At 43.6% G+C, this 22,892-nt stretch carries 19 protein-coding genes; 14 read left to right on the top strand and 5 right to left on the bottom strand.

The window, feature by feature from the left end; all coding sequences use genetic code 11:
- The first annotated feature begins 26 nt into the window (after window positions 1-26).
- The 5 genes from capA (at window position 27) to PG901_RS01960 (ending at window position 5,838) form a co-directional block, all read left to right on the top strand.
- Window positions 27-2,108: a caprolactamase subunit alpha gene (gene capA / locus PG901_RS01980; RefSeq protein ID WP_271133300.1), complete on the top strand. Its 2,082-nt coding sequence runs from the start codon at window positions 27-29 to the stop codon at window positions 2,106-2,108.
- A 218-nt stretch (window positions 2,109-2,326) separates the two neighbouring features.
- Window positions 2,327-3,427 carry a helix-turn-helix transcriptional regulator gene (locus tag PG901_RS01975; protein WP_271133299.1) on the top strand — a complete coding sequence of 367 codons (1,101 nt, stop codon included), beginning with the start codon at window positions 2,327-2,329 and terminating at the stop codon, window positions 3,425-3,427.
- Window positions 3,428-3,526: 99 nt separating this feature from the next.
- Window positions 3,527-4,519, top strand: coding sequence for a RhuM family protein (gene rhuM / locus PG901_RS01970; protein WP_271133298.1), 993 nt, complete (start codon window positions 3,527-3,529; stop codon window positions 4,517-4,519).
- Between the two features lie 96 nt (window positions 4,520-4,615).
- The gene (locus PG901_RS01965) at window positions 4,616-5,359 is read left to right on the top strand and encodes a zinc-dependent peptidase (protein ID WP_271133297.1); all 744 of its coding nucleotides are present in this window, start codon (window positions 4,616-4,618) and stop codon (window positions 5,357-5,359) included.
- 59 nt (window positions 5,360-5,418) lie between these two features.
- On the top strand, window positions 5,419-5,838 hold the full coding sequence (locus PG901_RS01960; RefSeq protein WP_271133296.1) for a hypothetical protein: 420 nt from the start codon (window positions 5,419-5,421) through the stop codon (window positions 5,836-5,838).
- 150 nt (window positions 5,839-5,988) lie between these two features.
- On the opposite strand, the gene PG901_RS01955 is transcribed toward PG901_RS01960, so the two are convergent.
- The gene (locus tag PG901_RS01955) at window positions 5,989-6,663 is read right to left on the bottom strand and encodes a hypothetical protein (protein WP_271133295.1); all 675 of its coding nucleotides are present in this window, start codon (window positions 6,661-6,663) and stop codon (window positions 5,989-5,991) included.
- Window positions 6,664-6,911: 248 nt separating this feature from the next.
- Here PG901_RS01955 and PG901_RS01950 point away from each other — a divergent pair, with 248 nt between their 5' ends.
- A complete protein-coding gene (locus tag PG901_RS01950; RefSeq protein WP_271133294.1) occupies window positions 6,912-7,385 on the top strand; it encodes a hypothetical protein in 474 nt (157 codons plus the stop codon).
- Between the two features lie 367 nt (window positions 7,386-7,752).
- Here PG901_RS01950 and PG901_RS01945 read toward each other — a convergent pair whose 3' ends face one another.
- The gene (locus tag PG901_RS01945) at window positions 7,753-7,968 is read right to left on the bottom strand and encodes a hypothetical protein (protein WP_271133293.1); all 216 of its coding nucleotides are present in this window, start codon (window positions 7,966-7,968) and stop codon (window positions 7,753-7,755) included.
- Between the two features lie 150 nt (window positions 7,969-8,118).
- A complete protein-coding gene (locus tag PG901_RS01940; RefSeq protein ID WP_271133381.1) occupies window positions 8,119-9,246 on the bottom strand; it encodes an alkene reductase in 1,128 nt (375 codons plus the stop codon).
- 194 nt (window positions 9,247-9,440) lie between these two features.
- Between PG901_RS01940 and PG901_RS01935 the strand changes: the two genes are divergently transcribed.
- Window positions 9,441-10,325 (top strand): LysR family transcriptional regulator, encoded by an 885-nt coding sequence (locus PG901_RS01935; RefSeq protein WP_193031186.1) that lies wholly within the window; start codon window positions 9,441-9,443, stop codon window positions 10,323-10,325.
- A gap of 101 nt (window positions 10,326-10,426) precedes the next feature.
- Here PG901_RS01935 and PG901_RS01930 read toward each other — a convergent pair whose 3' ends face one another.
- Together PG901_RS01930 and PG901_RS01925 are read right to left on the bottom strand one after the other, a co-directional pair.
- The gene (locus PG901_RS01930; RefSeq protein WP_271133292.1) at window positions 10,427-11,206 is read right to left on the bottom strand and encodes a hypothetical protein; all 780 of its coding nucleotides are present in this window, start codon (window positions 11,204-11,206) and stop codon (window positions 10,427-10,429) included.
- Between the two features lie 167 nt (window positions 11,207-11,373).
- Entirely contained in the window at window positions 11,374-12,441 is a 1,068-nt protein-coding gene (locus PG901_RS01925; RefSeq protein WP_271133291.1) for a hypothetical protein, read from the bottom strand.
- A gap of 257 nt (window positions 12,442-12,698) precedes the next feature.
- Between PG901_RS01925 and PG901_RS01920 the strand changes: the two genes are divergently transcribed.
- From PG901_RS01920 to prpF, 7 genes are all read left to right on the top strand, one after another.
- Window positions 12,699-13,730, top strand: a complete 1,032-nt coding sequence (locus tag PG901_RS01920) for a LysR family transcriptional regulator (protein WP_271133290.1) — start codon at window positions 12,699-12,701, stop codon at window positions 13,728-13,730.
- A gap of 305 nt (window positions 13,731-14,035) precedes the next feature.
- Window positions 14,036-15,328 carry an NRAMP family divalent metal transporter gene (locus PG901_RS01915; RefSeq protein WP_271133289.1) on the top strand — a complete coding sequence of 431 codons (1,293 nt, stop codon included), beginning with the start codon at window positions 14,036-14,038 and terminating at the stop codon, window positions 15,326-15,328.
- A gap of 396 nt (window positions 15,329-15,724) precedes the next feature.
- The gene (gene prpB / locus PG901_RS01910) at window positions 15,725-16,615 is read left to right on the top strand and encodes a methylisocitrate lyase (protein WP_271133288.1); all 891 of its coding nucleotides are present in this window, start codon (window positions 15,725-15,727) and stop codon (window positions 16,613-16,615) included.
- Between the two features lie 148 nt (window positions 16,616-16,763).
- Window positions 16,764-17,891 (top strand): bifunctional 2-methylcitrate synthase/citrate synthase, encoded by a 1,128-nt coding sequence (prpC, locus tag PG901_RS01905; RefSeq protein WP_193031173.1) that lies wholly within the window; start codon window positions 16,764-16,766, stop codon window positions 17,889-17,891.
- Between the two features lie 276 nt (window positions 17,892-18,167).
- Entirely contained in the window at window positions 18,168-20,801 is a 2,634-nt protein-coding gene (acnD, locus tag PG901_RS01900; protein WP_271133380.1) for a Fe/S-dependent 2-methylisocitrate dehydratase AcnD, read from the top strand.
- 184 nt (window positions 20,802-20,985) lie between these two features.
- Window positions 20,986-21,477 carry a hypothetical protein gene (locus tag PG901_RS01895; protein WP_271133287.1) on the top strand — a complete coding sequence of 164 codons (492 nt, stop codon included), beginning with the start codon at window positions 20,986-20,988 and terminating at the stop codon, window positions 21,475-21,477.
- 62 nt (window positions 21,478-21,539) lie between these two features.
- Entirely contained in the window at window positions 21,540-22,808 is a 1,269-nt protein-coding gene (gene prpF, locus PG901_RS01890; RefSeq protein ID WP_271133286.1) for a 2-methylaconitate cis-trans isomerase PrpF, read from the top strand.
- The last annotated feature ends 84 nt before the right edge of the window (window positions 22,809-22,892 follow it).

Raw genomic sequence — 22,892 nt, 5'->3', positions numbered from 1 at the left:
TTTCATGATTGAGTTAAGGATGACTTATGAACAACGATTTTCGTATTGGCGTTGATGCTGGCGGGACTTTTACAGATTTTGTCTTAGCAGAAAAAACCGGTGACATTCATTTGTTTAAAGCACCATCGACCCCAGAGGATGGCACCTTAGCCATTGCCAATGGTCTACAGCAAATTGCCAACAAGTTTAACCGTCCTATCGAGGATATCATTCAAGCCTGCGATTTGTGCATAAATGGTACGACGGTTGCACTGAACGCACTGATTCAAATGACGGGCGTGAAAGTGGGCTTGCTATGTACCAAAGGGCATGAAGACAGTATCGAGATACGCTTAGGGCACAAAGAAGAAGGGCACCGCTATGATGCCAGTTACCCGCCAGCGCCGCAGATTGCCACGCGTGATCGCCGCTTTCCCATCCGTGGGCGTATCTTAGCAGACGGTACCGAACACGAGCCGCTAAATGAGCAAGATATCCTCGATGCGATTAAAGTGTTAAAACAGCAAGACGTGCAAGCGGTTGCCATCTCTTTTGTGTGGTCTATTCGCAATACCCAGCACGAACAGCGGGCCAAAGCGCTCATTGAGCAGCATATGCCGGGGGTGTTTGTCTGCTGCGGCAGTGAAGTATATCCGCAGATTAAAGAATATACACGTACGTCAACGACACTGGTTAATGCGTATTTAAGCCCCGTTATGGCGTCTTATGTGCATAAGATTGATGATTACTTTAAAGCGCTCGGGGCTGAGCAGCCGGTCCGTTACTTTCAATCAAATGGCGGACTTGCTGTCGGTAACATCATGCGAGAAAGAGCGGTTAATGCCATCAATTCAGGACCAGCATCAGCACCGCAAGCAGGACTGTATATTGCCAGCGCTTTTGGTATCGATGATATTATCACCGTCGACATGGGCGGTACGTCTTTTGACATCACTATGGCCAAATCTGGCCGAACCAGCCTAAACCGTGATATTGATTTCTTACGCAATCGTATTGGCGTGCCGATGATACATGTGGAAACGTTGGGCGCAGGCGGCGGCTCTATTGGTCATGTGAATAATTTTGGTATGTTAGAAGTAGGCCCACAAAGTGCTGGCGCGACACCGGGGCCTGCCTCTTATGGTAAAGGTGGTGAGTTGCCAACGGTTACTGATGCCAATTTAGTCTTAGGCTACTTAGAGCCCAATGCCGTGTTAGGTGGCTGTGTTACCTTAGATAAAGACAAAGCTCAGCAAGCGGTACAAAAGTATATCGCCGATCCACTAAAAATTGACTTGGCGCATGCAGCCTTTGGTATCAGTGCCATCGTCAATCAAAATATGGCAAACGGCATTCGCCGTATTACCATCGAAAAAGGCTATGATCCTCGCGACTTTGCATTAATCTGTGCAGGCGGTGCTGCTGGCATGCATATTGTTGATTTGGCAGAAGAAATGGGTATTAGTACTATTTTAATACCAAAGATTGCTTCTTGTCTCTGCGCCTTTGGTCAGATCATCTCTGATATTAAATATAACTATCTCGCGACGCAAATGATGCTTATTGCGCCAGATTCAGAGCTACAGTCACTCAATGCCACCTTACATGAGCTAGAAAGTTTGGGCGTGCAAAAGCTACTAGAAGATGGCTTTGCAGAAGATGATATCATCATCGAGCGCACCATGGAGATGCGCTACGTCGGGCAGGTGCATGAGTGTAATGTACTGATACCCAATGGCAAGCTTGATGCCGATAGCGTGCAAACGATTTTGGAAGCCTTTCATCACCGTCATAAAGAGCTTTATACTTATGATGAGCGTGACAATAAGGTCGAGCTGGTCAATATCGAAGTCGCTGTCATCGGTAAAATCAGTAAGCCCAAGCTACCAGAGCTTGCTAAGCAACAAGGTGATATCAGTCAGGCGCAAGTAGGCAGCCGTGAGATGATCATGGATCAAGAATACGAATGGATTGATACGCCTATTTATAATGGTGAGGAATTTGGGGCAGGGGCGCTGATTGCAGGGCCGGCGCTTATTCAAGAGCCAACCACCACGATTGTGATTAAAAAAGGCTGGCAAGCAGAATTGCATGAGACGGGCACTTATAAGCTAACCAAAGCCGCTTAGCTTGCTGTTTTCATCGTTATCGCTTTATAGTTTTCCCATCAGGCATTAAACCTCGTTTAATGCCTGATGTTTGTTTTAGGTATCATATTTAGACATCAGGGTAATAATACGTTTATGATATAAAAATAACCGCCTAGCATCTAATAAAATGCTTACAAATAGCGCTTAGTGTATAAGCAGCGATTACCGCTCATTTTTTATTCATAGAGTATTCAAGGATGAATGCAAGTCGCGATACAGACAATAGCAATGCCAATAGCACAGTAAACAGCGATAGTCTCATAGACATTGTAGGGGACAATTCTATTTCAAATTCGGCAATATCATCACCACTATTAACCCCATTTGCGCCAATATCTTCAACGCCTGCTATAAGCGCTCCTCAAACGTTAGACGCGTTTGATTGGAAGCGCACCATCAATGACACCTATTTTGATCTCAATGTAAGCTTTCGCCAGCCAAGTCAGTTTTCTGGTTACTTGCAACACGCCAAGCTTTTGGATATCGGCGTGTCTCATTATCATGCCAATACCGTACATTATAAACGCAGCTTAGCGAGCAAACAGTCTAGTGACGGCACTAAGGACAATAGTGGCGACGACAGTATTTTAATCACCTTTCCTGTGACCGGTAGCGTCCGTTTTGCGCAAAAAAATCGCCAATTAACCTCAAGCCCGGGTCAGTTCTTTATTGAATTATCAAACTTACCTTATGAGTTTTATCATCTGCAGCAAGTGTCGTTATATGTGATCAAGGTGCCTTTGGCGCTATTAACCCCGCAAATGGGCACTATAGAGCGGCAGTTTGCCCGCAGTCTGTCTATTGATGAAGGGGCAGGCAGGTTGCTGGTTTTTCAAATCAGACAAATATTAGAGCTGATTCAGCAGCATCGATTGGCGGCTTTAGAGGTTAAAATCCTAGAGCAGCAGCTGCTTAACCTTATTGTATTGACATTAAGCGCCCCGAAAGAGGTGATGATGAGTAGCAGCTCGTCCATACAGTCGGTACATCTAAAGCGCATCGAGCATTACGTCCATCAGCACCTAGAAAACCCCGCTTTAACCCCAGCGATGGTCGCTGCTGCTTGTCATATATCGGTCAGATACTTGCATAAACTGTTTGCTGAGTTGCCCTATAGTTTTTCGGAATGGGTAAAAGAATTGCGCTTAAAGCAGGCCAATCATATTTTAAAAACCAAAAGCTACGTAACCATCGATGAAGTGGCGCATAGAGTCGGTTATGGTGACCAAGGTTACTTTGCACGCATTTATAAGCAGCATTTCGGTTATACGCCGCGAGATACTCCAAGCACAGGATAGTCATTGTTATGTACTCTGTCATGCAGTCGCTGTATGATTTGCCTATTAAGAATAATAACCACAGCGCAAGCATTTGTATTTGGATTGGGGAAAGCTGAGATGATCAACGTTATGAATGATGACGTGGCAAAAGTAGAGATATATGAAAGCGCTGATGGAGAGGCGCAGGTAGACGTTCGCTTCGAGCAAGAGACTGTCTGGCTCACGCAAGCACAAATGACCGAGCTGTTTGGTCGTGACCAGTCAGTGATTTCGCGTCATATTGCCAATGCTATAAACGATGAAGAAATTGCTGAAAAAAGCAATATGCAAAAAATGCATATTACAAATTCTGATCGCCCTGTGACGTTTTATGACTTAGATGTGGTTATCTCAGTAGGTTATCGCATCAAGTCCCCTCAAGGTGTGCAGTTTAGACGCTGGGCAACCCAGCGCCTACGTGAATACTTGGTTCAAGGCTATACACTCAATCAAGAGCGCTTTGATAAAAACTCAAGCGAGCTGCAACAAGCATTAAATTTAATTAGAAAAACCGCGCAAAGTCCTGAGCTGAAAACCGATGAAGGTCGCGGCTTGGTTGAGATTATCAGTCGTTATACACAGACATTCTTATGGTTACAGCGCTATGATGAAGGATTGCTTGATAATCCTGCAGGGGAGGATGGCGGTATCTTACCCAGTCCGACTGAGGCGATGGCAGCGCTGACGGATTTGAAAGCGCAGCTGATAGATAGAGGCGAGGCGACTAAGCTATTTGCCAAGCCTCGTGGTGATGGCTTGGACAGTGTACTGGGTAATTTAGAGCAGACGGTGTTTGGCGAGCCTGCATACCCGACCATCGAGAGTAAAGCGGCGCACTTACTATACTTTATGGTCAAAAACCATCCTTTTACCGATGGCAATAAACGCAGCGGCGCTTTTTTGTTTGTAGATTTTCTGCATCGGAATAATAGACTGCTTAATGATAAAGGTGACATGGTTATTAATAACACGGGGCTTGCCGCATTAACGTTATTGGTCGCTGAGTCTGACCCCAACCAAAAAGAAACCTTGATTAAACTAATTATGAATATGTTGTCGTTAGAATCTTGATAAATAGGCTTATTGTCAGCACCATTTAACCCCTTAAAACACATAACGCCAATAATAAAAAGCACAGTCTAACGACGAAATTAAAGGAAATTCAATATGTTTAGCATGATAAAAGACTGGCGCGAGCAGCGCATATTGGCCAACAGCGAGTTTACCCATGCTGACTGGCTGCAAGCGGCCAAGCGTATTGTGATACTTGAGAGGCTAAACGAGGATGAGCTAACACGCTTGTTTGAGCTGGCGACGTTTTTTTTGGCGGATAAGTCGATTACTGGCGCGCAGGGTTTCGAGATTACCGATGCGGTCAAGCAATCTATCGCCTTGCAAGCTTGTCTTCCTATTTTAAACCTAAGCCTTGAGTGGTACGCTGGCTGGTCGGCCATTATTATTTATCCGGGTTCTTACAAAAGCGAAACCACCACCGTGGATGAATTGGGTATCGTTCATGAGGGCAGTCAGCACCGTAGCGGCGAAGCGTGGCTGCGCGGTCCTGTTATTCTGTCATGGAAGGATGCTAAACACTCAGGCGAGCGCGATGGTCACAACGTTGTCATTCATGAGTTTGTGCATAAACTTGATATGCTAAATGGTCGTGCCAATGGTTTTCCGCCGCTGCAAGCGGATATGGATCCTGCGCGCTGGACTGAGATTATGAGCCGAGACTTTGAGGATTTTCAAAGCCATCATAAATCAGGTCTCGACCGTTATGGCGCGACCAATCCTGCGGAGTTTTTCGCGGTACTCAGTGAGGTATTTTTTGAGACGCCGCAAAAGCTGATTGATGCTTATCCTGATATTTACGACATAATGGTGAAGTTTTTTCGCCAAACGCCGCTATGAATGAAAGGTGTCTTGGTAAAAGCGATTAGAAAAACCATACTTACGAGAATATGAATTTCATGAAAAAATTGCTAATTTTAATTTATGCTTTACTGATAACACATACAGCATATGCTATCAATACTCCCTCACAATATCCTAAAGAGCTGCAAGAGTTAGGAGTATATATAGATTCAACCCTCGATAAAGTCCAAAATATACCTGATAATAATGAAGATTTTTGTTCAACTCAGTCAGCTTTTGCTTTCAATATTATGGAGATGAGACAAAAAGGGGTTGATTATAGCGACATTTATCATTTAATGAATATAAACAACAAAGCAGATTTAACTACAAAAGGCATGGATAAACTAGATAGTTATAAGGGCGTTTTTGAGGAAGCGTATGATTATCCAGTATATGAAAGCAAAGAGAATAAGGGTACTGCTACTACCTTCTATATGACCTATAAAAATCATCAATGCTTACTCAGTTTATAAGTGTTTTTACGGATTTTTCAGTCGCTAATTTCTTAATTATCCGTTTAATAGCTTAAAAAACAGATGAAAAGGGCAGTGTATTGATTTAATAACACTGCCCTTTATTGGTTTTTATGACTGTAAGCACTTGTTTTTACAGGTAAAGTTTGTTTAAACCGTCCATTGTTCATTGACAATAGCAACCAGATAACGTTTGCCTTGATACTCATCAAACACTAAGCGTAGGATACGCCAGTCCATACCAGAGTATTGCTCTGAGCCTTTATGATAAAACTCAACAAACTCTGAATTGGGGTAAATCTCTTTTAAGTTATTGATCATACTGCCGTTATGCTTAAACTCATTAACGCTGATACTGGCATTGTTATATTTCTCACCAGCGACCCACGTATCTAAGTATTCTGGTAGCGGAATCACCAATGTGTCGCCAGAGCCATCTAAATCACCCCAAGTAAAACGGATTTTGGCTTGTTGTAAGTATTGGGCGAATTGTTCACGGCTAAAGACTTTATCGGTCTCAGGGCGCACGTAGGCATACATTGAAAAACGTACGCCGCGCGTCGGATGGATATCATTGGTGATGCGCGCAAAGTCGTCATTCGCTAGGGCACGCTGAATACGTAATGCTTGTTGTCTAAGTGTTTGCTGGCTGGCATCAGAGACGATAGGCGCTGAGGTATTACCGTTTTGCTGACTGGGTATTTTGACATTGGATTCAGCAGAAGATGAGCAGCCAGTCGCAACAAGTATGGAGACAAAGCAGGCAGCAGTCGTTAATTTATAAAAACCTGACTGAAAAATATTAAAACGAGATGACGGCATCATAAGAATATCCTTATCGTAGCTTATTAAAATTATAATAGCGGCATTGGACCTGAGACCTAAATAAGTACTGAATTAAATGAGGTTTTGCTCATCAATAGTACTCATAACTGCTCAAAGTTAATAATGGTGCTGTGTAAACAAGGTTTTTGTCCGATAAACCTTACCAACACAATTGTGCAGTAAAGTAGTAGTTTATATGTGTTTTAATGAATATAATACTAAATATTTGATAGCAGATGGAGGACGCCATGCAGAAGACACTATTTTCTATAATGATGCTATTCCTAGGGTTTTCTGCTATTTCTGCGACCGCCAATCTAACAGAGGCCTTACAGACGGCTTTCGCCATGAAAGTCACGACAATCGCTGATATGTACCAGCAAGATGTGAATAATCAGGGTCAAGATTATCCGGTGGTATTACAACAATATGGCAACCAAGAGCTACAGGCGGCCATGCGGCTTGAGCAAGATTACTTTGCTAGAGAGCAAACCTCATGTCATATTGGTTATGACGTGCTGTGGAGCTCCCAAGATCCTGACTATGGGCAAGAGAAAAAGTTTTCAGTGACCACGCAGGGATTGGTTCAAGTCAGCTTGGCGCAAGGCAATGATGTGTATTATGAATTGTCCTGTGATGATTCTACTTGCCAAGTGGCAGACGTTATCTTAGATGAGGACGGTTCATCTTTACGAGAGCATTTGCAAAGCGCTTGTCGTTAACTGAAATCTGGAACCTAAGATACTGATTATAAATGCTGATAAAAATATTTATGAATAAGCACAAATAGAAATCAATGGAAGTATTCGCAAATCGTAGTGTCTAAGATGCAGTGTCTAAAATATTATCTGCTAGACTCTTAAGACCGTTGGTTTGTTTTCGCATAATGTATATTATGTTAAATAGGCTGTTTTAGCGTTAATGATAGCAAGGGTTTTAGATTATTATTTTATTGCGCTATGAATGCCCGGCTGAAATCTAGATAACTTATTTATCTGGTTTATAAACTTACCCATTCCATCTATCATTTATCATCTCAATCAATCATATTAAAAACCCATATCCAAACTAGGCAAAGAGCAACAACTGCTACCTTCTTAAACGCTCAATGAGCCAGCCTGCTATTGGAAATGACACCATCTGCGTCAACGGCACGAGTATTATGGTCTCAATCAATACCACCACTGGCAGACTTAAACCATGAGTCACAGGCTTTAATAACGTTAATACGATTAAGAGCGTCGGATAAAGTCCGACATATCCTACTAATATGCGTATCAGTCTGTCTTTCAAACTTTTATTCATTGCGTCTACCAACTGATAAATACTGACAAATAAAGTATCTTTAAAATTATGATGTGTGTTTTTGAGGCTTCATCGCACCGCTCATAGCAGTTACCTGCTGCGGTGAAAACAAGGCCGTGATCGACCTTGTTTTATGCACTACTTTTTTGACTATTCTTGATAGCGAGGATAATCACTGTAGCCAATGGCAGTACCACCATACATCGTGGCAGGATCTGCCTCATTGAGTGGCCAATGATTGGCTATGCGTTCAGGTAAATCAGGATTAGCAATAAAAGGACGACCAAAAGCAAATAAATCCCCATAACCTTTAGATAATATATCGACCGACTTCTGCACAGTGTACTTACCGGCATAAATAATACGTCCTGAAAACTCAGCTCTGACCGCTTGATAAAAAGGCTCTGGCAAATCAGGCGCATTATCCCAATCAGCCTCTGCAATGGATAAGTAAGCAATGCCCGCCTGTTCAAGTACTTTAATCGCTTCAATATAGGTATGATGAGGGTCTGCTTCTACTAAGCCTAGATACACACGAGTTTCATCCGTGCTGGCAAATAAAGGCGCAAAACGTACGCCTAAACGATCAGCACCAACCACATCACTGACGGCAGCAACCACTTCTTTTAAAAAACGCAGACGATTGGTCAACGAACCACCATATTGATCATCACGTATATTGCTATGCTCAGAGATAAATTGATTGACCAAATAGCCATTGGCACAGTGTAGCTCTACCCCATCAAAACCTGCTTCTAGTGCGTTGCGCGCGGCTTGTGCATACATAGCGACCAATTCACCCACTTCTTCTGTGCTCAGTGCCCGTGGCTCACTTGGGTCGGCTAAAGCGCCCTCGCCTGGACCTGTCTCAATAAACACTTTGACGTTAGTGGCAGTAATGGCAGATGGAGCGATAGGCTGCGCTTGATTGGGTTGTAAGCTGGTGTGAGACACGCGGCCAACGTGCCAAAGCTGCGCAAAAATAATACTGCCTTTAGCATGTACTGCCTGCGTGACTTTTTTCCAGCCTTCAATTTGCGCTGGTGAATGAATACCCGGCGTCCATGCGTAACCTTGGCCACGCGGCTCAATCTGTGTACCTTCAGTCACCATAAAACCTGCTGAGGCGCGCTGTGCATAATAGCTTGCCATTAAATCATTAGGGATATTGTCAGGTTGCGTGCTACGAGAGCGCGTCAAAGGCGGCATCACGATACGGTTTTTAAGGGTATAAGGTCCAAGTTGTACAGATGAAAATAACGCACTGGTATTTTTCATTTTTGGCACATTTAGCATAGCTTGTTTCATAACACTCTCTTTTAAAGCAAACGGATAGGCGTATTTTTTGAGCCACTGAATCTATTTTTAGGTTTAATGGGCTGCTTAAGTAATGTTGGTTAGCATAGAGTTTTATAGGTACAATTAGAAACAAGCCTTTCTTGTTTAGGGTACAACTATTAATGGTAAGTGTTATGAATGGTATGAATCGGCTAGATATCAAGCAGCTTAGAGTATTGCAGGCACTACTTGATCTAAAAAATCTCTCGCAAGTTGCGCGCAAAATGGGACTGACGCAACAAGCGATTAGTGAGCAGTTGCGTAAGCTACGGGATTTGTTTGATGATCGTTTGTTTATTCGTCAAGGTAATAGCATGGTGGCAACACCAAAAGCACTAGCGATGCGGCAACCGATTGACGAGATATTAAAACAGTTGGAAGTATTGTTAGAGCCAGAAGTGTTTACGCCGCAAACCTACAAAGGCGTCTTTACGATTAGTGCAACCGACTATGCGACGCAGGCATTATTGCCGCAGTTATTTAGTATCACACGCCGTGAAGCGCCTCATTTAAAGCTGATAGTGAGAGATTTTGCCTCAGACAATATCAATCAGCTTATTGCGGCAGGTGAACTTGATTTGCTGATTACTTTTCCAGAGTTTATCCCTGATAATTTATCGTATGTGACGCTATTTGAAGAACAGCATTTATGTGTGACGGGTTATAAAAACACCTTTGCAACAGAGATATTCACACTGGCGCAAGTTGCCGCACACCCGCAGCTGGTGGTATCGCCTTCGCGTGCCAATTTGCGCGGATCGCATGATCAATGGTTTGCAGAAAAAGGGCTTAAACGCCATATTGTGATGTCAGTTCCTAGCTTTTCAGCCGTGCCAGATATCCTACACACCACCGACATGATTGCCTTTTACCCTGCGCGACTATTACCAAATAATAAAGTCAAAGAGATTGAAATCGAAGCATTGCCGCCTACCTTTAAGGTAATCGCAGCATGGCATCCACGTACCAGCGACAGTGGTATACATCGCTGGTTAATTGAGCAATTACGAAATTTATAATAGATAAGATTAGCCAATCTTGAACTTGTCTTATTGAGCATTTAGACCAACGCCCTATCTTATGCAACACTGACAGGCGTTGAAATTAAGACCGTCTCAGATTATTTACCTGCTTTAGTCTCATCCCGATATAAGATGCTCTTAGCTTCTGCTTTAAAATCTTGCGGGTTAATTTCTGGCTGAGTAACAATGTCAGGTTTCTGGCTGGCCTGTTTTTCTGAGTCACGGAATAAGGTATTCTGCGCCTCTTGTCTAAAATCATGCTCACTAAGCGTTGTTTTAACTTTTATAGCATTTATGGCATTCATAATATTGATTTGCTCATTACCATTTTGCCTTTCATTTTGTGTCTCATCTCGTGGTGCAATAAAAGTAGGAGTAGAATTAGGGTCGGTTACTAAGTCTGCATTCATTTGCTTAGCAACTGACGCGCTGTTAACTCCTAGTGGTACCTGAGAATTTTTTGAGAGTAAGTAATTGAAGGCAAATACGGCAAGCAAGAAGACAGCGCAAAAGATAGCCATGACGCTGAGAAACTTGGCATGATTAAGCGAGCTAATCTTTCTAGGTTTCTTTGTAGGTATAGCTGTGTCAGCACAGAATAGAGAGGTTGATTGGTGAGAGGTGACCGTTTCGTTAGAATGAATGATATCTGAGGATTGATGGTTCTCGCTCTGCTTATGTAGCTTATGTACCATAGTCACATCAGCTGCAGTATGCTCTAACGATTTTTGCATGGCTTGCTGCTGCATGTAGCGCTCATAGGGCCGACGCATACGCTTTCGACCCTCGATATTCAAGATAACATCATCACTGTTAAAGCTATTGCTAAGCAGCTTTGTAGCGGTATCAGGATTTATGTCATTACTTGAGGGGCTCATAAGTCAGTACCGTATCCATATATATGATGAGCGGTATATATCCGCGTCTTTATATGATGATACGTAACCTATGACACGATGCAACGGTTTTTGGTATGAGCGCTAGGATTAGCGGATAAACGGTATAGAAGCACAGATTTAATGCCTTTTTAGTATATTAAACCTTCTCAATCGTTGGTCTCACGAAATAACGTACTTTGTGACTCTTCTCTAAAATCCTCGTATGTAATAGCTGGCTCAGATGCCGATTCATTTTCTGAATTATTGGTCGTGGCGGCGGTAGATTGACCATCGGCACCTTGTGTATTCTTGGCAGTGTTTTTATTATCAAGGTCTTTATTGCCAGTGCTTGGTACACTGGTTTGAGCATCTACGGTCGACTGATTGCTAGCATCAGGCGTATTACTTGCTGTAGCTACCTTATTGCCCCTGCTGTCACTATTGCTTTTAGGCGTGCCAGCATTAGTAGGTAGCGCCGGCTCAGTCGATGTGTTGGTAGATAAGAAGCCGGTAAAGATAAGGGTCAATACGACCGCTGCAATCAATAATGAGCCAACTACCATCCCGATGATAAGCGGCTTTTTGCTACTTGCCAGCTTCTTATCATTTGCTGGGATTAATATAGTCGAGCTTTGTGTGGCTATATCGTCGATATCAAGGCTTTTAATATCAATACTTTCATTTTTCTCATAGGTTTCATAGATTTCAGAGCTTTCAGAAATGCGATTTGCATCATCTAAAGGCGCTGCACTAGAAAACGAAGATGTCTCTCTGGCAGTAGTGTTATTAGCCTCATATGCATAGTCGTCATCTGCTTCAGTATTTGATGAGTCATTTATATCAGCTATGGCTACACGACTTTTATCCAAACTCTCGTTTTCATCGGAAAAGTCTAAATTAACACCCGTGCTTGTGGCATTCGTTCCCTGTAGACTGCTCTCTTGTCGCAACTCATCTTGCTGGCTAGCAAATAATTCCAGCTCTGCGGCGCTCAAAGGCTCATATGATGACAGCTTATCGGCGTTTTTTAGCGGTTTTAATGGCGCAAGCCTGCCGTCGTTGACATTCGCTTGTTCGCGATTGGTATTATTATCGCTGCTGTCTACATTTTCGACACGCGTGATAAAGCGCTCATAAATGTTGTCTTTACGAGAGCGTCTTCGCGGCTTAGCATTAGCAATTTTCGCTAAATTAGCCTCTAAATCCGCACTTTGGTTGCTTTTTTTATCGCTCATGAAGTGATACCAGAACAGTTAATGCCACGAAAAATAGAAAATTGCTAGAATGAGAGTAAATACAGCTTGTTTGCACGTTTTGTTAGTATGGCTAATTTACATCAATTGTTTGCTAAATTGTAACACTATCGTTACCACACAATATAGTGGGTCGCCTGCTCTCCTTCAAGTATAATTTTACGCTTGTTCCTCCTATTTATATAAAATAGCCAACATATCCGGTTAAATAAGCGTAATAGACAGATGGGCATCACAATATGGATTTAAAACAGCTCAATGCTTTTATTGCTATCGCGGACTTAAGAAGCTTTAGCGCCGCTGCCACCAAAACAGGGTTGTCACAGCCGACGCTCAGCCGGTTGCTCAAGCAGCTTGAGACCGATATGGGGGTGGAGTTGGTTGACCGTTATCATAGACCGCTACATCTGACAGAAGCGGGTGTCTTCTTTTACGATAAAATCAGCGCCATTCTGACAGAAATTGATACAGTTACTAGCATGACCCAACGTTTATCGGCGCCAAGTACTGCCTTAAATATCGGCTTTGTGCCATCGGTGCTGTACGGCTTATTACCCGAAGTCATCGCTAAGCTCAAGCAGTCCAATCCTGATATTGAGGTCAATCTCAAGGACATCAGCTCTTATCAGCAAATCGAAGCCTTAAAAACCGGTGAGATTGACATAGGTTTTGGACGCTTTGCCCATCAAGACCCATGGATTCAGCAGATATTATTGCGTCATGAGCGTTATATGGTGGCGCTTCCTAAAGCGCATGCGCTCGCTCATATTGATGAGCAACGTCTGATTGATTTGGCAAATAACCGTTTGATTTTATACCATCAAACCCACTTGCCTATATCAACGACCACCCAACCTATTAATACGCCTATTAACCATATCGCTGCTACTGATAAAAGTAGCAGCCGACATAAACAGTCATCTAACGAGCAGCCTTCTCTTGAACCGGTGACCGAACCCTTGCTACATCTGTTTGCCCAATATGGCATCTCGCCATTTATGACCACCACCGTCAGTGATTTACAAGTGGCGCTCGGCTTGGTTGCCGCGGGCGAAGGTATTACCTTGGTACCTGCCAGCTTAAAAACGGTGCGCACCGAGCAAATAGTCTATCGACGCCTGCTGCATGAAAACGCCACCTCTCCTATTTACCTGCATACCCTCAAAGACTTTGTCCATCCTAAAATCCCTGACCTGCTGAGCGCGATTTATCAGGTCTATGAGCGCCGCGGTATCACTTATCGCAAGCAAAGCTTTACCTTACAGCGTTAAAGCGCTCTAAATAGCGCCAAATGGCAGATATCGGCGGCGTATTGTGTTATAAAGAACCGGCAAAAAATACCTGCTCAAAACCCTTGATATTCATAAATTATTATGCTAACTATCGAGAATGAGCATGCAAACTATTAGTAATAATAATTAGAATAATCATTATCCTGTCTAGCAGCATTATGCTAAAGTCGAGACAAGACGAATCGTTTTATATTTAGCTATCTGATAAATCGTTTCTCTCATGATCATTGGCAAGCTGACACAGGTAAGTGATAATTTGCCGTTTTAACCATTTCGAGGTATTCATGACCACACAACCACTCAACAACCCGAGCGCCACGGACGATGGCGCTACCGTGACCGCGCAGCGAGAAGGATTTAGCTGGCGGATTTTTGGACCCGGTATCTTAATGGCGACCGCTGCTATCGGTGGCTCGCATCTGATTTCATCGACACAGGCTGGTGCACTCTATGGCTGGCAGCTGGCGATTATGATTATTCTAGCTAACGTGTTTAAGTACCCGTTTTTTCGCTTCGGTACCGATTACGTTTATGACACCGGCGAGAGTTTAATCGCAGGCTATGCCAAACGCTCAAAAGCCTATCTTTGGATTTATTTTCTCCTCTCTATTCTATCAGCGGTGATTAGTACCGGTGCGGTATCCTTGATTGCGGCGGTGATATTAGGCTTTATGCTACCCGCCTCTCTTGGTCTATCCACCATGAGCTTGGCTTTAATCATCGTTGCGGTCTCATGGTTCTTTTTGATTGCCGGTCATTATAAGCTGCTCGATGGCGTGACTAAGTGGATTATGATTGCCCTGACGTCAGCCACGGTAGCAGCGGTCGTGATTGCCGCGGGCAAGCCAACGGTTATGGCGGTGGATTTTGTTGCCGCCTCTCCTTGGAATCTTGCAACTTTAGGCTTCATTGTGGCACTGATGGGCTGGATGCCAGCGCCGCTTGAGTTTGCTGCTATTACCTCGATGTGGACCTCAGCAAAAAGAAAAGCTGATAACACCACGCATCGCCAAGGCTTATTGGACTTTAACGTTGGCTATGCGGTTTCGGCTATTTTGGCGCTGTTTTTCTTAGCGTTAGGGGTGTTTGTCCAGTATGGTTCAGGTCAAGAGATTGAATTGGTTGGTGGCGCTTATATTAACCAGCTGATTAATATGTATACGGCAACCATTGGTGAATGGTCACGACTACTGGTCGCGTTCGTCGCCTTTATGTGTATGTTTGGTACTACTATTACTTGTGCTGATGGCTATGGCCGCGCCAATGCTGAATGCTGGCGTTTGATTAAAGGTCAAAGCGAGATTAATAAGAAACAAATCGCTTTTTGGACCACTTATGCGATTGGTGGCGGACTGGTGATTATCACCTTCTTTACCGGACAATTAGGCTCAATGCTGAAATTTGCCATGATATCGGCGTTTGTCTCTGCGCCTATCTTTGGTTGGCTCAACTACTCACTGGTACGCAGTCATCAAAAAATATCAGCCGGTATGAATGCCTTATCCATTGCAGGACTGATATTCTTAGCAGGCTTTGCGCTATTGTTCCTAGCCAATCTTGCAGGATTCCTTGGTTAATTCTGGTTAAAAGTACTTAGAAAACCTTTTATCATAAAAGCCCTTTTAGCTTAGCTATCAGGGCTTTTTATTTATAAGTCCTCTCATTTATTATTTATTGCCAAAGGCATAAGTAGATTAAAAAACCAAGCTATTTGTAACTAAATGTAAATAATAGTATGGCGAAGATTTTTTAACTTTAGCAATATGAATAGTAATCTCAGTAAATCTCTAAAAATTGGATATAGCTATTCATAATATGAATGCATTTAACTGTATTAATAATTATATTAAGTATTACTAATGATTTGATATAAAACACCGCTTTGTAATCATGGATAATTGGGTATAATCAGGCACAACAATGACACCTTGCCTCATATTAATAAGATTATCCCTCCACGTAAGGACTACGACATGACTTTATCAGCAGGCGCTCGCTTTCGCAGTGCAATGAAACAAAAAAACGATAACAACAAACCGCTACAGATTGCTGGCGCGATTAACGCCTATACGGCGATGATGGCAACCCAAGTCGGTCATCAAGCGTTATACCTCTCTGGTGCTGGCGTGGCCAATGCCTCATTTGGTCTGCCTGACTTGGGTATGACCAGCCTTGATAACGTTTTAGAAGATGCACGCCGTATTACCGATGCGGTTGATACACCATTATTGGTCGATATCGACACCGGCTTTGGCGGCGCATTTAACATCGCCCAAACCATTAAGAAAATGGAAAAAGCAGGCGTTGCAGCGGTACATATCGAAGACCAAGTCGCGCAAAAACGCTGTGGTCATCGCCCAAATAAAGAAATCGTTAGTATCTCTGAGATGGTTGATCGCCTAAAAGCGGCACTTGATGCCAAAACGGATAAAGACTTTGTGGTTATGGCTCGTACAGACGCACTATCTGTTGAAGGGCTTGATGCAGCGGTTGAGCGCGCGGTCGCTTTCCAAGAAGCTGGTGCTGATATGATTTTTGCAGAAGCATTGACGGATATCGAGATGTACCGTAAGTTTACCGATGTACTCGATATTCCAGTCCTTGCCAATATGACTGAGTTTGGTCAAACCGACCTTTATACTACCGAACAGTTATATGCGGTTGGGGTTGATATGGTACTTTATCCATTATCAGCGTTTCGTGCGATGAATAAAGCGGCATTAAACGTCTATCAGCATCTGCTTGATGATGGCACGCAAGAAAAAGTCGTCGATACCATGCAAACTCGTATGGAGCTTTATGACTTCTTAAACTATCATGAGTTTGAGCAAACGCTCGATAAATTATTTGCCGATAGTAAATAAGTAAAGATAATCAAGAAACATGCAAATAAGCCATCAGTGAACATCTTAGCAATATCATTGGTATTCAGTTTTATTGATGGCTATTTAATAATACCGAAACCCTTATTAACGCTTTCTCAAAAAAGCTATCTATAAAAGGAATTTAAGCATGGCAGCACAGAAAGAACTTTCAGGCGCAGGTCTACGTGGTCAGGTTGCTGGCAAGACTTCATTATCAACGGTTGGTAAATCAGGCTCAGGTCTGACTTATCGTGGTTATGATGTATCAGAGCTGGCTGACAAATGCATCTTTGAAGAAGTGGCCTACTTGCTTCTATACGGCAACTTGCCAACCCAAAGCGAGCTTGATGCTTATCAGACTAAATTGAAAGGTTTACGCGGCTTACCTCAAGCATTAAAAGATGTGCTTGAGCGTATTCCTGCGGACGCCCATCCGATGGATGTATTACGTACCGGTTGCTCGATGCTTGGTAACCTTGAGATGGAAACTGACTTCTCACAAGAGAATGATAAAACAGATCGTATGCTGGCGGTATTCCCATCAATCATCAATTATTGGTATCGCTTTACCCACGACAATGTGCGCATCGAAACCGAAACCGACGACGATACGATTGGCGGTCATTTCTTACATCTGCTTAAAGGTGAAAAACCAAACGAGCTGCATACCAAGGTAATGAATGTATCACTGATTCTTTATGCTGAGCATGAGTTTAACGCATCAACCTTTACTGCGCGTGTGTGTGCCTCCACCCTATCTGATATCCATTCTTGTATCACCGGCGCGATTGGCTCATTACGCGGTCACTTGCATGGCGGCGCCAATGAAGCGGCGATGGATATGATTGAAGGCTTTACCTCTCCTGATCAAGCAGAGTCTGAGATGATGGCAATGCTGGCGCGTAAAGACAAAATCATGGGCTTTGGTCATGCTATTTATAGCGAATCAGACCCACGTAACGTCGTTATTAAAGGTTGGGCTGAGAAGCTAGCAGCCGATGTTGGTGATGAAGTGCTTTATCCTGTTTCAGTTCGCTGTGAAGAAGTCATGTGGCGCGAGAAAAAATTGTTCTGTAACGCTGACTTTTTCCATGCGTCTGCCTATCACTTTATGGGTATTCCAACCAAACTGTTCACGCCAATCTTTGTTTGCTCGCGTCTAACAGGCTGGGCCGCTCATGTGTTTGAGCAACGTGCCAATAACCGTATCATTCGCCCAAGTGCGGAATATACTGGTGAAGAATTACGTCCAGTACCAGAGATGAGTGCGCGTTAATTTTTCGTGATATAGAAGGTTTGTAGGGTGTGCTGTCTTATTAATGCGTAAGGCACATCCTACAATTACTTCTCATGCGCTTAGCCATATTTTTCTAATGAATGCCCGTTTTTTTAGTAAAGCTGATTTTTAGCGCTTAATCATCAACGCTAGATAATGCTTTGCTAAAAGAACCTCTCTTTTTATCAAAATTATCAAAAACTCTTTTACGAGTAGCCCTCATTGCAACCAGCCAACAGCGAAAGGTGACTTATGGACAACGCCCTTGTACAACCGATGAATGAACCCTTTAAAAAGCCATTACCTGGCACAGATTTATATTACTTTGATACCCGTGAAGCCATCGAAAACATCGAAGCTGGCGCGTATGACAAGCTACCGTTCTGCTCAAAAGTATTGTGTGAAAACTTGGTACGCCGCTGCCCACCAGAAGACTTAACCGCAGCGCTTAAGCAACATATCGAAGGCAAGCAAGACCTAGATTTTCCTTGGTATCCTGCTCGCGTCGTTTGTCATGATATCCTAGGTCAGACCGCGTTTGTTGATTTGGCTGGTCTACGTGACGCCATCGCTGAGCAAGGCGGTGACCCATCAAAAGTGAATCCAATAGTCCCAACGCAATTGATTGTTGACCATTCACTAGCCGTTGAGCATGCAGGTTTTGAAGAGAACGCTTTTGAGAAAAACCGCGCTATCGAAGAGCGCCGTAACGATGACCGTTTCCACTTTATCAACTGGTGTCAGTATGCCTTTGATAACGTCAACGTCGTACCGCCCGGTAACGGCATCATGCACCAAATCAACTTAGAAAAAATGTCGCCGGTTGTACAAGTGGTACAAAATAAAGCTGGTGAACAAGTAGCGTTTGCCGATACTTTGGTTGGTACCGATAGCCATACCCCGATGGTTGATGCATTGGGTGTGATTTCAATTGGGGTGGGCGGGCTTGAAGCTGAGAGCGTCATGCTAGGTAATCCGTCTTATATGCGACTGCCAGATTACGTTGGTGTTAAATTAACCGGCAAATTACAAAAAGGCATTACTGGTACCGATTTGGTATTGGCGATGACCGAGTTCTTGCGTGATGCAGGCGTAGTCTCTACTTATATCGAATTCTTCGGTGAAGGTGCACGCCAATTAAGCGTTGGTGACCGTGCGTCTATCTCAAACATGACCCCAGAATATGGCGCAACCGCAGCGATGTTCTATATCGATGAGCAAACCATCGATTATCTACGCCTAACCGGTCGTTCTGAGGCTCAAATTAAACTGGTCGAGCAATATGCTAAGCAGACCGGTCTATGGGCTGACGGCATGGAAAATGCGGTTTATGACCGTGTGCTTGAGTTTGATTTATCAGCTGTTGTCCGTAACATGGCAGGCCCTTCACGTCCGCATGCACGCGTATCAACCACAGATTTGGTTGCGAAAGGGATTGCTCACGGTGAAGGTGATAAATTACCTGAACCAAAAGATGGTCTAATGCCAGATGGCGCGGTGATTATCGCCGCGATTACCAGTTGTACCAATACGTCTAACCCGCGCAATATGGTTGCTGCTGGTCTGGTTGCGCGTAATGCTAATAAGAAAGGCTTATTGCGTAAGCCTTGGGTGAAATCATCTTTAGCACCCGGCTCAAAAACGGTAAAAATGTACCTAGAAGAAGCCGGTCTGATGCCTGAGCTACAAGAAATCGGCTTTGATGTGGTTGGCTTTGCTTGTACCACTTGTAACGGTATGAGTGGCGCGCTTGATCCTAAGATTGAGCAAGAAATCATCGAGCGTGACCTATTTACCACCGCGGTACTATCTGGCAACCGTAACTTTGATGGTCGTATCCACCCGTATGCTAAGCAAGCGTTTTTAGCGTCGCCACCACTGGTTATTGCTTATGCTATCGCCGGTAATATTCGTTTTGATATTGAAAAAGACTCGTTGGGTAAAGACCAAGACGGCAATGACGTGTATCTAAAAGACATCTGGTTTGATGATGACGAAGTTGATGCTATCGTTGCCAAAGCCGTGAAGCCTGAGCAATTTAATGCCGTTTATATTCCGATGTTTGATGAAGCCAAAAAAGACACCGGAAAAGCATTAAGCCCACTCTATGACTGGCGCGAGCAGACCACTTATATCCGCCGTCCGCCGTATTGGGAAGGCAAAATGGCGGCGATGAATAAGCTAAAAGGCATGCGTCCATTGGCGGTATTGGGTGATAACATCACTACCGACCATTTATCACCGTCTAATGCGATTTTGGGTGACTCAGCCGCTGGCGAGTACCTTGATACTATGGGTCTGCCTGCGGAAGATTATAACTCTTATGCGACCCATCGCGGCGACCATTTAACCGCCCAACGTGCAACCTTTGCCAACCCTAAATTGCTAAATGAGATGGTACGCGATGAAAAAGGTGACGTTATCCAAGGCTCATTAGCCCGAGTTGAGCCAGAAGGTCAGGTCATGCGCATGTGGGAAGCAATTGAAACCTATATGAACCGCGAGCAGCCGCTAATCATCATCGCCGGTGACGGCTATGGTCAAGGCTCAAGCCGTGACTGGGCTGCCAAAGGTGTGCGTTTAGCTGGCGTAGAAGTGGTTGTCGCTGAAGATTTTGAGCGTATCCATCGTCAAAACTTGGTCGGTATGGGCGCACTACCTTTGCAGTTTAAAGAAGGTGTCAATCGTAACACCCTAAATATCGATGGCACCGAAGTATTTGATATCGAAGGCGAAGTATCCGCTGGCGGCGAGATGACGCTAGTGATTCATCGTAAAGACGGTACTGTCGATAAAGCGCCCGTTATCTGCCGTTTAGATACCGCTGATGAAGTTAAAATGTATAACGCGGGCGGTATGCTCCAGCGCTTTGCCAAAGAATTTATCGATGGCACGCTAGATATTGCGTAAGTGTCATGAGTGTTAAATAATTAAAGAGCCGATGTTGTATAAATTATACGGCATCGGTTTTTTAATAATTGCCATCCTATTATCAACTGACAACCACGACATCAAAAAGCTTGTAAATTATTCAACAATTATTAGGAAATTCGGCATAATAACGATTTATATTTTCCTATTAAGAGAGGTTGTTATGAGCTGGTTCAAATTGTTTATTGCGTGTGTTGTCCTTTATCTTGGTCAAAGTTACTACCTTTTATCATCAAATAATGTAGAAAATTTTTTGGCTGAGCATAACGCCTTAGCTATGCAAGATCCGGTAGCCGCTTGTGATAACTATAGCGATGATGTCGAAGTATCTATTAATCACGATACCGGTAACGGCGCTTGGGAAGTAGAAGGTGGTAAAAATGAGATATGTGGCTATATAAAACAATCTCAGGCAGCACTTACTGTCCTACAAGCCAATACATCAGGTCACCTCGAAAATCTAACAGTGAAGACAGGTTTCCCATGGTCTAAGGCTCATGTGAGCTATGATGAAATCAACGATGTTCAAATAAATACGCTAGGCTCAATCAGCAGTAAAACGCATGATGCTATTGATATTAAGCGCACGCTCACTGGTCTGAGTATAGCCTCAGTCAATTCTACTGGTGGCGTAAACTCACTCGGTAAACCTTAATCATTACTTTTAACCATGCTTTTGAAAATAATATTAGATAATTAATTAAAGGATTTCCCCTAATGACCCAATCAACTTCACAACATACACCTTTAAAAAACACACCAAAATTTGCCCCACAAGTCTCTGTCCCTGCCACCTATATGCGCGGCGGTACCTCAAAAGGTACTTTCTTTAAATTATCAGACTTACCAGAGCGCTGCCAAATTGCTGGCAAGGCGCGCGATAATTTTCTATTGCGGGTCATCGGTAGCCCTGATCCTTATGGTAAGCAAATTGACGGCTTGGGCAATGGCAGCTCTAGCACTTCTAAGACCGTAATCTTATCTGAGTCTGATAAGACAGACCACGATGTGAACTACTTGTTTGGACAGGTCAATATCGCCAAGCCTATGATTGATTGGACGGGAAATTGCGGTAATTTAACCGCTGCGGTTGGCGCTTGTGCGATTAATATGGGCTTGATTGACGCGGCTAAAGTGAAAGCTAGTGTCAGTAATAATACGAGCAACGGCATTTGCGAAGTGCGTATTTGGCAAGAGAATATTAGTAAAACCATTATCGCTCATGTGCCTGTTTACTTAGACGCACAAGGCAAAGTACAAGTGCAAGAAACCGGCGACTTTGAATTAGATGGTGTCACCTTCCCTGCTGCCGAAGTCAAAATCGAATTTATCGACCCGGTTGATTCCTCTAGTGATATGTTCCCGACCAACAATCTAATCGATGATTTTGATGTGTCTGGCTGTGGTCTAAATACCGATAGCGTCAAAGCAACTTTTATCAGTGCCGGTATCCCAACCATCTTTATGAAAGCAGAAGATTTAGGCTTTACCGGTACGGAACTGCAAGGTGATATCAATAGTGATAGCGAAACCTTAGCTAAGCTTGAGAAAATCCGTGCTAAAGGCGGCGTTGCAATGGGCTTATTTAAAGACGTCTCTGAAGCACAAGCCAGTCAGCATATCCCAAAAATTGCTTGGGTTGCCCCTGCACAAAGTTATAGCGCCTCAAGTGGAAAAGCAGTTGAGGCAGCAGACATTGACTTAGTGGTACGTGCCATGAGCATGGGTCAACTTCATCATGCGATGATGGGTACAGCAGCGGTGGCGATTGCCGCAGCAGCAACCACCCAAGGTACATTGGTCAATGAAGCAGCTGGTGGTAGCGAATTAGGTGAAGTGCGCTTTGGGCATCCATCAGGAACGCTTTTAGTTGGTGGTAAAACCGAACAAGTCGCTGGTCGATGGCAAGCCAAAAAAGTATCCATGAGCCGCTCTGCTCGCCGAATTATGGTTGGTGAAGTTTTTGTGCCAAATGATAGTTTTTAGTTAGCAGATTTTAGGCTACCAATTAAAGCCTTTATAATAGCGGTCTATTTATAAAATGTACTACAATCAATGGTAATGATTTAA

This window comes from Psychrobacter sp. ANT_H3 (assembly GCF_027919975.1).
GTDB classification, from domain to species: domain Bacteria; phylum Pseudomonadota; class Gammaproteobacteria; order Pseudomonadales; family Moraxellaceae; genus Psychrobacter; species Psychrobacter maritimus.
The sequence above is the reverse complement of the archived record's forward strand: the minus strand, read 5'-3'. Positions and strand labels throughout refer to the sequence as shown.

Excerpts from the sequence above, each read along its gene's own strand:
- prpB (WP_271133288.1), top strand. The coding sequence starts at position 15,725 with ATGACTTTATCAGCAGGCGCTCGCTTTCGCAGTGCAATGAAACAAAAA.
- PG901_RS01915 (WP_271133289.1), top strand. The coding sequence starts at position 14,036 with ATGACCACACAACCACTCAACAACCCGAGCGCCACGGACGATGGCGCT.
- PG901_RS01935 (WP_193031186.1), top strand. The coding sequence starts at position 9,441 with ATGAATGGTATGAATCGGCTAGATATCAAGCAGCTTAGAGTATTGCAG.
- PG901_RS01950 (WP_271133294.1), top strand. The coding sequence starts at position 6,912 with ATGCAGAAGACACTATTTTCTATAATGATGCTATTCCTAGGGTTTTCT.
- PG901_RS01960 (WP_271133296.1), top strand. The coding sequence starts at position 5,419 with ATGAAAAAATTGCTAATTTTAATTTATGCTTTACTGATAACACATACA.
- PG901_RS01925 (WP_271133291.1), bottom strand. The coding sequence starts at position 12,441 with ATGAGCGATAAAAAAAGCAACCAAAGTGCGGATTTAGAGGCTAATTTA.
- PG901_RS01945 (WP_271133293.1), bottom strand. The coding sequence starts at position 7,968 with ATGAATAAAAGTTTGAAAGACAGACTGATACGCATATTAGTAGGATAT.
- PG901_RS01940 (WP_271133381.1), bottom strand. The coding sequence starts at position 9,246 with ATGAAAAATACCAGTGCGTTATTTTCATCTGTACAACTTGGACCTTAT.
- PG901_RS01955 (WP_271133295.1), bottom strand. The coding sequence starts at position 6,663 with ATGATGCCGTCATCTCGTTTTAATATTTTTCAGTCAGGTTTTTATAAA.
- PG901_RS01920 (WP_271133290.1), top strand. The coding sequence starts at position 12,699 with ATGGATTTAAAACAGCTCAATGCTTTTATTGCTATCGCGGACTTAAGA.
- PG901_RS01965 (WP_271133297.1), top strand. The coding sequence starts at position 4,616 with ATGTTTAGCATGATAAAAGACTGGCGCGAGCAGCGCATATTGGCCAAC.
- prpF (WP_271133286.1), top strand. The coding sequence starts at position 21,540 with ATGACCCAATCAACTTCACAACATACACCTTTAAAAAACACACCAAAA.
- acnD (WP_271133380.1), top strand. The coding sequence starts at position 18,168 with ATGAATGAACCCTTTAAAAAGCCATTACCTGGCACAGATTTATATTAC.
- rhuM (WP_271133298.1), top strand. The coding sequence starts at position 3,527 with ATGATCAACGTTATGAATGATGACGTGGCAAAAGTAGAGATATATGAA.
- prpC (WP_193031173.1), top strand. The coding sequence starts at position 16,764 with ATGGCAGCACAGAAAGAACTTTCAGGCGCAGGTCTACGTGGTCAGGTT.
- PG901_RS01895 (WP_271133287.1), top strand. The coding sequence starts at position 20,986 with ATGAGCTGGTTCAAATTGTTTATTGCGTGTGTTGTCCTTTATCTTGGT.
- PG901_RS01975 (WP_271133299.1), top strand. The coding sequence starts at position 2,327 with ATGAATGCAAGTCGCGATACAGACAATAGCAATGCCAATAGCACAGTA.
- capA (WP_271133300.1), top strand. The coding sequence starts at position 27 with ATGAACAACGATTTTCGTATTGGCGTTGATGCTGGCGGGACTTTTACA.
- PG901_RS01930 (WP_271133292.1), bottom strand. The coding sequence starts at position 11,206 with ATGAGCCCCTCAAGTAATGACATAAATCCTGATACCGCTACAAAGCTG.